Source organism: Mesorhizobium sp. M7A.F.Ca.US.014.04.1.1 (genome assembly GCF_003998745.1).
GTDB classification, from domain to species: Bacteria; Pseudomonadota; Alphaproteobacteria; order Rhizobiales; family Rhizobiaceae; genus Mesorhizobium; species Mesorhizobium ciceri.
Window position 1 is genome coordinate 1 of the sequence record NZ_RZRW01000879.1, and the last position, 1,714, is coordinate 1,714.

The 1,714-nt window shown below is 60.2% G+C and carries 1 protein-coding gene and 1 pseudogene; one reads left to right on the forward strand and one right to left on the reverse strand.

Features of this window, described 5'->3' with window-relative positions; translation table 11 throughout:
• The coding region (locus EOA22_RS37855) for a DUF5330 domain-containing protein (protein WP_164756141.1) at nucleotides 1–170 on the reverse strand (170 nt) is incomplete at its 3' end.
• 535 nt (nucleotides 171–705) lie between these two features.
• Between EOA22_RS37855 and EOA22_RS32635 the strand changes: the two are divergent.
• Nucleotides 706–1,714 (forward strand): annotated as a pseudogene (locus tag EOA22_RS32635) (PAS domain-containing sensor histidine kinase); the annotation flags it as partial.

A 1,714-nucleotide genomic window follows, 5' to 3' on the forward strand; every position in this document is an offset into this window, starting at 1 on the left:
TCGGGTTTGCGTTCGCAAATGCCGGCCATATCGCCAACCGCTTCGCGTGCAGCAAACAAGGCTTGGATCGGTCCGACGCTTTCATGCCCCGCTTCATCGGGGCCGACACTCAATGGCAGCGCCAGCAGCACCAGCGAAAACCAGAAAGCCATTCTTATGAGGAAGACCATGCCCTTGCCCTCTCGTCGTGACCGGATCATGCATCCATATGGCATGACCTCTTTTGTAGGCAGGATTTTGGCACACAGGCGCAAAGGACGGCTTGCGGGCAAAGAGAGAATTTTCCTCAAATTTTAGGCAAATTCGAAACGAACCGTTCTGCAATCGACTTGTCTCAAATCCGAGCAATTTTCCTTAACAACAAATAACCATATATCCCCATGATTTCCCTGTGTTTTTCTTGAAATAGGGAAGTCCAGGTGCCGAGTGCGCCCGGCCGATGGGTGCAGTCGGCGGATAACTCTCCGTTTACTATGGCTGCATTTGTCCGTGCTTTCGGCCGCCGGCATCCCGATATTTGCCGCAGGCCGGGCCCTGGTCGGCCCTGCCTTATCCATTCCTTAAACGCTGGATGCGAGTTTCAAAGCCAACCAGAACCATCTGCAAAGCAGAGCTGTCCACGACAAGTGCGAGTGCGTTGAGTTGAGTTCAATCAAGGCCAGATACGTTGAATTGCCTGGCGCGATTTCGGCCGGTTGCGAACGTATGGTCCATCCGTCCATCCTTGGGCGGAGCGACCGCGAGCGCCAGCGCCGCTTTATCGGCGTCATGCTCGCCGCTCCTTTCTTTGTCGCCGGTGCCGCGGTCACGCTGGTTACTTCAGGCATGGGCGTCGCCGTCACCATGGCCGCCATTTTCGCCGCCTTTGGCCTGTGCTGGTTCGTCGCCTTGCTGGTGGCGGCGACCGGCAAGATGGCGATAGCGAGTTGGGTCGCCCTGGTGCTGGCCGGCATTTCTCTCGGCAGTCTCATTGCCGCCGCGGGCGGGCTGAGTTCGCCTGTCGCCATGCTTGTCGTGGCGCTGCCTTTTGAAGCCTGGTGGATCGGCGCTTCGCGGCGGGCGGCGCTGTGGGGAGCCGTGTCGGCCGCTGTCGCCATCTTGGCTCAGCCTTTGGCTGGAACCGTATTCCCGTTCGCAGGAGCGCAGATCGCGGCGTGGCACTGGTTGGTGCCGTTGGCCTGGACGCTCACACTGATCCCGCGCGCATCGGCATTTCAAAACACGGCCGATGCGGCTGATGTGCTCGACACTGCCGACCGGCTCGAAGACATCATCGATGCGGTGGTCTTGCGCGTCGCCCGTCATGGCGAGGTCCTGGACGCGTCGCCAAAAGCGCGCACGCTTTTGAAACTGCCGCCCGAACTGCTGTCCGGAAACGGCCTCTTCGATCGCGTCCATCTGTCGGATCGCGTTTCCTATCTCAGCGCAATGGCCGACATGCGCGACGGCGCACTGTCGCGCCGGCTCGAATTGCGCATCCGGCTGCCTCAGAATGGCAATGGCCTGACGGCCGACAATTACCGGCCGTTCTCGCTTGATCTCGTGCGTGGTGAGGAACAGGGTGATGTCTTTACGTTCGTCCTGAGGCAGAATGACGAGATCGCCCGGTTGCGCGAGGATCTGGCGGCAGCCAATGAGGCGGCCGCGTCCGCCGAGGTGGCGAAGGGACGCTTCCTGGCGGTGGTCAGCCACGAACTGCGCACGCCGTTAAATG